Origin of the sequence: Moraxella sp. K127 (assembly GCF_015223095.1) — a bacterium.
Classification (GTDB): domain Bacteria; phylum Pseudomonadota; class Gammaproteobacteria; order Pseudomonadales; family Moraxellaceae; genus Moraxella.
On the sequence record NZ_JADFBZ010000083.1, the window covers coordinates 1 to 5498 of the forward strand.

At 38.9% G+C, this 5498-nt stretch carries 7 protein-coding genes; 2 read left to right on the forward strand and 5 right to left on the reverse strand.

The annotated features are described in order from the left end of the window. Positions 1 to 52 precede the first annotated feature (52 nt). Positions 53 to 352: a hypothetical protein gene (locus tag IM753_RS13120; RefSeq protein WP_197035920.1), complete on the forward strand. Its 300-nt coding sequence runs from the start codon at positions 53 to 55 to the stop codon at positions 350 to 352. A 1-nt stretch (position 353) separates the two neighbouring features. Further along, positions 354 to 899 carry an integrase core domain-containing protein gene (locus tag IM753_RS13125; protein ID WP_227514766.1) on the forward strand — a complete coding sequence of 182 codons (546 nt, stop codon included), beginning with the start codon at positions 354 to 356 and terminating at the stop codon, positions 897 to 899. Here IM753_RS13125 and IM753_RS12550 read toward each other — a convergent pair. The 5 genes from IM753_RS12550 to IM753_RS12570 form a co-directional block, all read right to left on the reverse strand. Continuing rightward, positions 861 to 1466, reverse strand: coding sequence for a hypothetical protein (locus tag IM753_RS12550; protein WP_065256897.1), 606 nt, complete (start codon positions 1464 to 1466; stop codon positions 861 to 863). The two genes, IM753_RS13125 and IM753_RS12550, sit on opposite strands and share 39 nt — an antisense overlap. A gap of 10 nt (positions 1467 to 1476) precedes the next feature. Continuing rightward, a complete protein-coding gene (locus IM753_RS12555) occupies positions 1477 to 2415 on the reverse strand; it encodes a hypothetical protein (RefSeq protein ID WP_115247942.1) in 939 nt (312 codons plus the stop codon). 10 nt (positions 2416 to 2425) lie between these two features. Next, positions 2426 to 3388: a hypothetical protein gene (locus tag IM753_RS12560; RefSeq protein ID WP_194093008.1), complete on the reverse strand. Its 963-nt coding sequence runs from the start codon at positions 3386 to 3388 to the stop codon at positions 2426 to 2428. After that, positions 3375 to 4622, reverse strand: a complete 1248-nt coding sequence (locus IM753_RS12565; RefSeq protein WP_156065252.1) for a hypothetical protein — start codon at positions 4620 to 4622, stop codon at positions 3375 to 3377. Before IM753_RS12565 ends, IM753_RS12560 begins: the two co-directional genes overlap by 14 nt. After that, the coding region (locus IM753_RS12570) for a DUF2345 domain-containing protein (protein WP_194093009.1) at positions 4576 to 5498 on the reverse strand (923 nt) is incomplete at its 5' end. The genes IM753_RS12565 and IM753_RS12570, both read right to left, overlap by 47 nt.

The following is a 5498-nucleotide window of genomic DNA, read 5'->3' on the forward strand; positions in this document are numbered from 1 at the left end:
GATGTGTTAGAAAAAGTCGCGTTATTTACAGTATTAAGGTAAAATACTGCAAATGAACATACACAAAAACACAAGACTGCTTCCCCACCATAGGGAAGCCATTTGGACTGCTTATCACAAAAACAAGCAATCAGTGACTTCACTGGCACTCGAGTACAAAGTATCAAGACCTACCATTTACAAGGTCTTAAAACTTGCTCGTGTTAAACTGCTTAAACCCCAAACCAGTACCAACAATCGCTTTAAACAAGCCAAGTATGGCATTAAACGCTTAGCTAAGATTGAAAATCCATTCAAGACAAACTTAAAAGGCAAGCCAAGCCAAGCGATACAACAAGTCTTATCCTGGTGAGATGGTTCATGTAGACACCAAACGCTTACCTTTACTTAAAGGACAAAGCACAAACAGTCCTAGAGAATATCTGTTTGTTGCCATAGATGACTATTCTCGTGAACTGTATGCTGCCATACTGCTTGACAAAACAGCCTTTAGTGCAGCACAGTTTCTGGTAGAGCAAGTAATGGAACCTTGTCCTTACCAAATTGATGTTATTTACTCTGACAATGGCACTGAATTTAAAGGCACAACACAGCATGAATTTGTCAAAGTATGTTATGATAACCACATCAACCAAAAATTTACCAAAGTAGGCAGACCACAAACCAATGGCAAAGCTGAACGGGTGATACGAACATTAATGGAGTTTTGGCATAATCAACATGAGTTTGTCAGCAGTGAACATAGAAAGCAAGAATTAACCAGATTTCTTAATTTCTACAACACTGTTAGACCACACTCATCTTTAACCAAGAAAGATGAGATTACAGGAAAAACTTTGACTTTTACGCCTTATGAATGGTTAGAGTTTTATTTTAAGCAGAGTGTAAATAACGGGTGAGTTTCTTACAGTTAAGCTATCCGATGAAAATCTTGTATTAAACACATACCTATCATCAGGCACATCATCAGGGTTATCATAAGTTAAGATTTTAACATTATCCTCTTTGGCAATTCTGGCATGCTGAGGCTCAAAATACTGTTGCCACCCTGCTTTTTTAAAGGCGGTAATGAGTGCCACATAGTCTTGATAAGCTTGTTCTTGGGTAGCATACTGTGTTTTACTAAGGTCTGCATGCACATCGAGACCACCGATGCCATGGGTGTGTCTGCTGTTTTTAGTACCCATTACCCAGCTGACATTAGAAATGGTGGTGGTTGAGTCAAAATGGTTAAGATGGATAGTGCCAAGATTATCTAAACCCCAATCCAATTCATAAAAACTCATGATCTCAGGATAATCATCACTCGTGCCGTGCGTATAAGCATAGAAATCTCGTATACCTTGATGACCAAAGTGTAGGGTGACTTCTTGGGGTGGTGTTAAGGGCGAGTTATCAGCATGACAGGCTTGTAAGCCCATCACGCCAATGATAAATACCACCAAAACAAATAACAATCTTATCATCACATTCTCATCAATAAGCAGGCTCTATAATATACTGCCACATATCAGGGTCTTGGTAGGATTCGTTGATGGAGAAGCCTGCGTTTTTGGCATGGGTTTCGTAGTCTTGGCGAAATTCCTTGTCAGAACTTTGCGACTCATCATACACCTGTCTTAGCTGTTCGGTTGTCTCCTCATCAGTAATTTTTCCATAAAACTCATATTTGGCAGTCTCAAAATGAAAATCCACCATATACTGCTCTAGATCAGGCTGATTGGCGATTGGATTGGGTTTGGTGGCAGTTTTATTGATGTTTATCCAGACGGTAACATCTCTAAGATATAGATTTCCATTCCATCCACGGCTAAATTTGCGACTCATCATAGTTTGCCACTCTTTAAAATTTAAAAGTGTAAGACTGTCGGAAGAGTAACCTGAATCAATCACAAAGCGGTCTTTTGGCGTGTCTGACGGATTTTCATACATAATGAGTTTAAAGTTATCCTCTTTAGCAATCCTGGTATTAAAAGGCTTAAAATACTGTTGCCACCCTGCTTTTTTAAAGGCGGTAATGAGTGCCACATAGTCTTGATAGGCTTGTTCTTGGGTGGTAAATTCTGTTTGGCTAAGCCCTGCACTAATATCCATACCACCTATGCCGTGTAAATAACGAGAATCTCTTACGCCAACAACCAAGAATGTGTAAGGAATTTTGACAGTTGTGTTTGAATGGCGAATATTAACAGTACCCAGTTTGGGCGGGTACCATGCCAAATCCGAAAAATTTAAAATTTTTGGATAATCTTCGCTGACACCGTGCGTATAAGTATAAAAATCTCGTACACCTTGATGACCAAAGTGTAGGGTGACTTCTTGGGGTGGTGTTAAGGGCGAGTTATCAGCATGACAGGCTTGTAAGCCCATCACGCCAATGATAAATACCACCCAAACAAATAGCAATCTTATCATCACATTCTCATCAATAAGCAGGCTCTATAATATACTGCCACATATCAGGGTCTTGGTAGGATTCGTTGATACGAAAACCTGCGTTTTTGGCACGAGATTCATGGTCTTGTCGGATGCTTTTTCCCGTCTCGTACTCATCATCATAAGCTTGTTTTAACTCTTCGACTGTTTCTCCCCTAATACTGTTATAAAAATCATATTTGGCAGTGTTAAAATGAACATCCACCATATACTGCTCCAAATCGGGTTGATTGGGAATGGGGTTGGGTTTGGTGTCGGTTTTTTGAATATTTATCCAAACCGTAACATCACGAAGATAAAGATTTAAGTTGAATACAAAACCATAGCCATCTTTTTCTTGCTTGGCAATCACATATTGCCATTCTTTAAAAGTTAGGGCATTTACACCATCAGAGGCAAAACCAGAACTTAAGATAATATCGTCACTCTCTTTATCACTATGTGAAAGCAATTTAATATTATCCTCTTTGGCAATTCTAGCATCCCAAGGTCTAAAATACTGTTGCCACCCTGCTTTTTTAAAGGCAGTAATAAGAGCCACATAGTCTTGGTAGGCTTGTTCAGCAGTGGTAAATTCTGCTTGGCTAAGTCCTGCTTGTATATCCATACTGCCAATACCATCAGTACGCTCCCCATGTCGTGCAACAAAGATGGAAAAAACATGGGGAATTATTGTTGTCTTGCCAAAATGCTCAAGCTTGACAATACCTAAATTTGGTGGTTGCCAATGATACCTATCAAAGCTTAGAGAACCTGCCGTTTCACTATAGCCCAAATAACGATGATTGTCTTTAACACCCTGAATACCAAAATGCAGAGTAATGGTTTGTGGCAATTTCGCTGATTGCATAGTATCTTTTCCAGAATTAAAACATAATAAAAAAATGATGGTGATAGCAAAAAATATAGTTGCTAAAAAATAAAATATTTTAGTTTGTTTATTTTTTACCATCATTACTTTGCTCACTCATAAAAAACTTTGAAATACCAGTTCTATCATTAACCCATCCAGCAATAATGGTTAGCTCACTAATTAAAAAATCCCTATCTTTTTGCTTCATCATAAGCTTATGGTACAAAGGTACTGCACCTTCAAGTATCCATTTCATGCGACTGTCATAATCCTCCACTTTTGTTCCTTCTGGAGGTGTACTCCATGGATTTTCACTTACTGTACTTGCCTTATGATTGCTATCCTTTCTAGCTTTCTCAATGTCTGGAAGCCAATAATGACTAGAAAGTATGAGCGTAGTGTTTAAACTCAGTACTTCAATCGCTTTTTTATCTCTTTGCAATCTAACATTTTGCCTTAATTTTGGATCACTCCAACAAATCTTTTGCAAGATGTTTCTTTGTTCCTGTATGGCGATTTGCTTAAGATGAGCAAGTAACGAGGTTGCCGCCGCTTTAAATCTTGCATCTTGCGTTTTGTTTCTTGAATCATTAAAAATATCTTCTATTTTTGTTAAGTGTTGGTTAAAAGCAATATCAATTTCATTGGTTTTTCGAAGCTGATTAATTGTGGTAGGTACACTACCAGACCAAGGCAAACTATCAATCGCAGGTTTTAGGTTTTTGAATTCTGCTAGATTTCTGCTATCAATACATTTTTTAAAGCCTACTTTATCATTATCCCAAGCCAAATGCCAAGGGATAATGTCCATCGCAAGCCATAGGTTGCCTTTGGCAAGTGTATTGATTGAATGTTGAACATGGGCTTTTTCTGTTGTAGTTAAAATAGAATAAAATTCCGCAATCCAATTAAAAGCGTAAGCACCTGTTGTTCTCCACGCCCCAAACACCATCGCCATCGTCTTAGAGGCAAAAGCCCCCAGTCCCATCCAGTAAAATCTACCTCTTAGATTTGTGTTTCCAAATTTAATCGGTTGCTTAGGGTGGGCTTTATCATCCAAAACCAATGTTTCAAGAAATAGATGGGCGTATATCGCCGCGATTCGTTTTGCTCTTGCTTCATAACCAGGTTCTAGCTTATACTTATTATTCTTTGTATGATTGGAGAGCAACTTAATTGCTGTTTGTTGGTGTAATTCAAACCAAAGTGGACACCCACAAGTAACTGGCGTGCAACTATTTTCTCTTTTATTGGTTTTACTGTACCAAGTCAGGGTTTTTGGATCATCAGGCATTGTTATCTCCTTTAGTTGTGTGCTTTGGTTGCGTTTCATCTTCTTCTGTCGTTGGCTCTAATGTCATCCACATAAGCTCAAGCGATAAATCTTTCTCTTGGGGGGTATGCACTTCTTTTGTTTCGCCCGTATCAGCAGTGCTTGATGAAAAAGATTTGTCTTTTGATGACAATCTATAATCTACCGATGGCATCGGCTTACCTGTTGGCGAGAGAATTTGAAATTTTTCATTAAATAATTCTACCACTGGTAAGCCCATCAAATCCACACCCACTGCTTGACCTTGTTGTAAATCATGTTGGTTGGCTTTAACCTTAAATACACCGTCTGTAGTCAAAGTAATGCCATCTTTATTCATCAAGATTTGAGTACCCTCACAGCGTAGGCGTATCTGCTTGGAGGCAATAATATCAATTGTTTGTTCAGTCGAAATTATCTCAATGTCCTTTTTGGCGGTAAATGCCATAGAGTCATTTTGAGCTTGTAATTCTACTTTGTCTTGATTGGCATAGAGTTTGATACCACCCTGATGACTAAAAAATTTCATTGCCTTAGCACTGGTTAAATTATAATTGCTCATGGTTGCTAAACTTACATCTCTACTTGCAGTCATACTAAAACTACCTTCAGCTGCCAAATGCATATCCTCCCTAGCGGTTGCTATGATATCTGACTGTGACGAAATAATAACTTGTGGCGTCATCACTTCAGGATATTGATCATCCTCGTCACCGCTAGACTCTCCCATTACATGGCGAAGCTGTTTTTTGAGATCATAAACCACAGTCTTATCTATGGGTCGCAATTCACATAAGGCTTCCACAGCTTGCTCCAACAATAAGCTATGTTGATCAATCATCGTTTGCAGTCTTGCTACTGCCTCCCCCACATCCTTCACATGCCCCACCGCCTCCT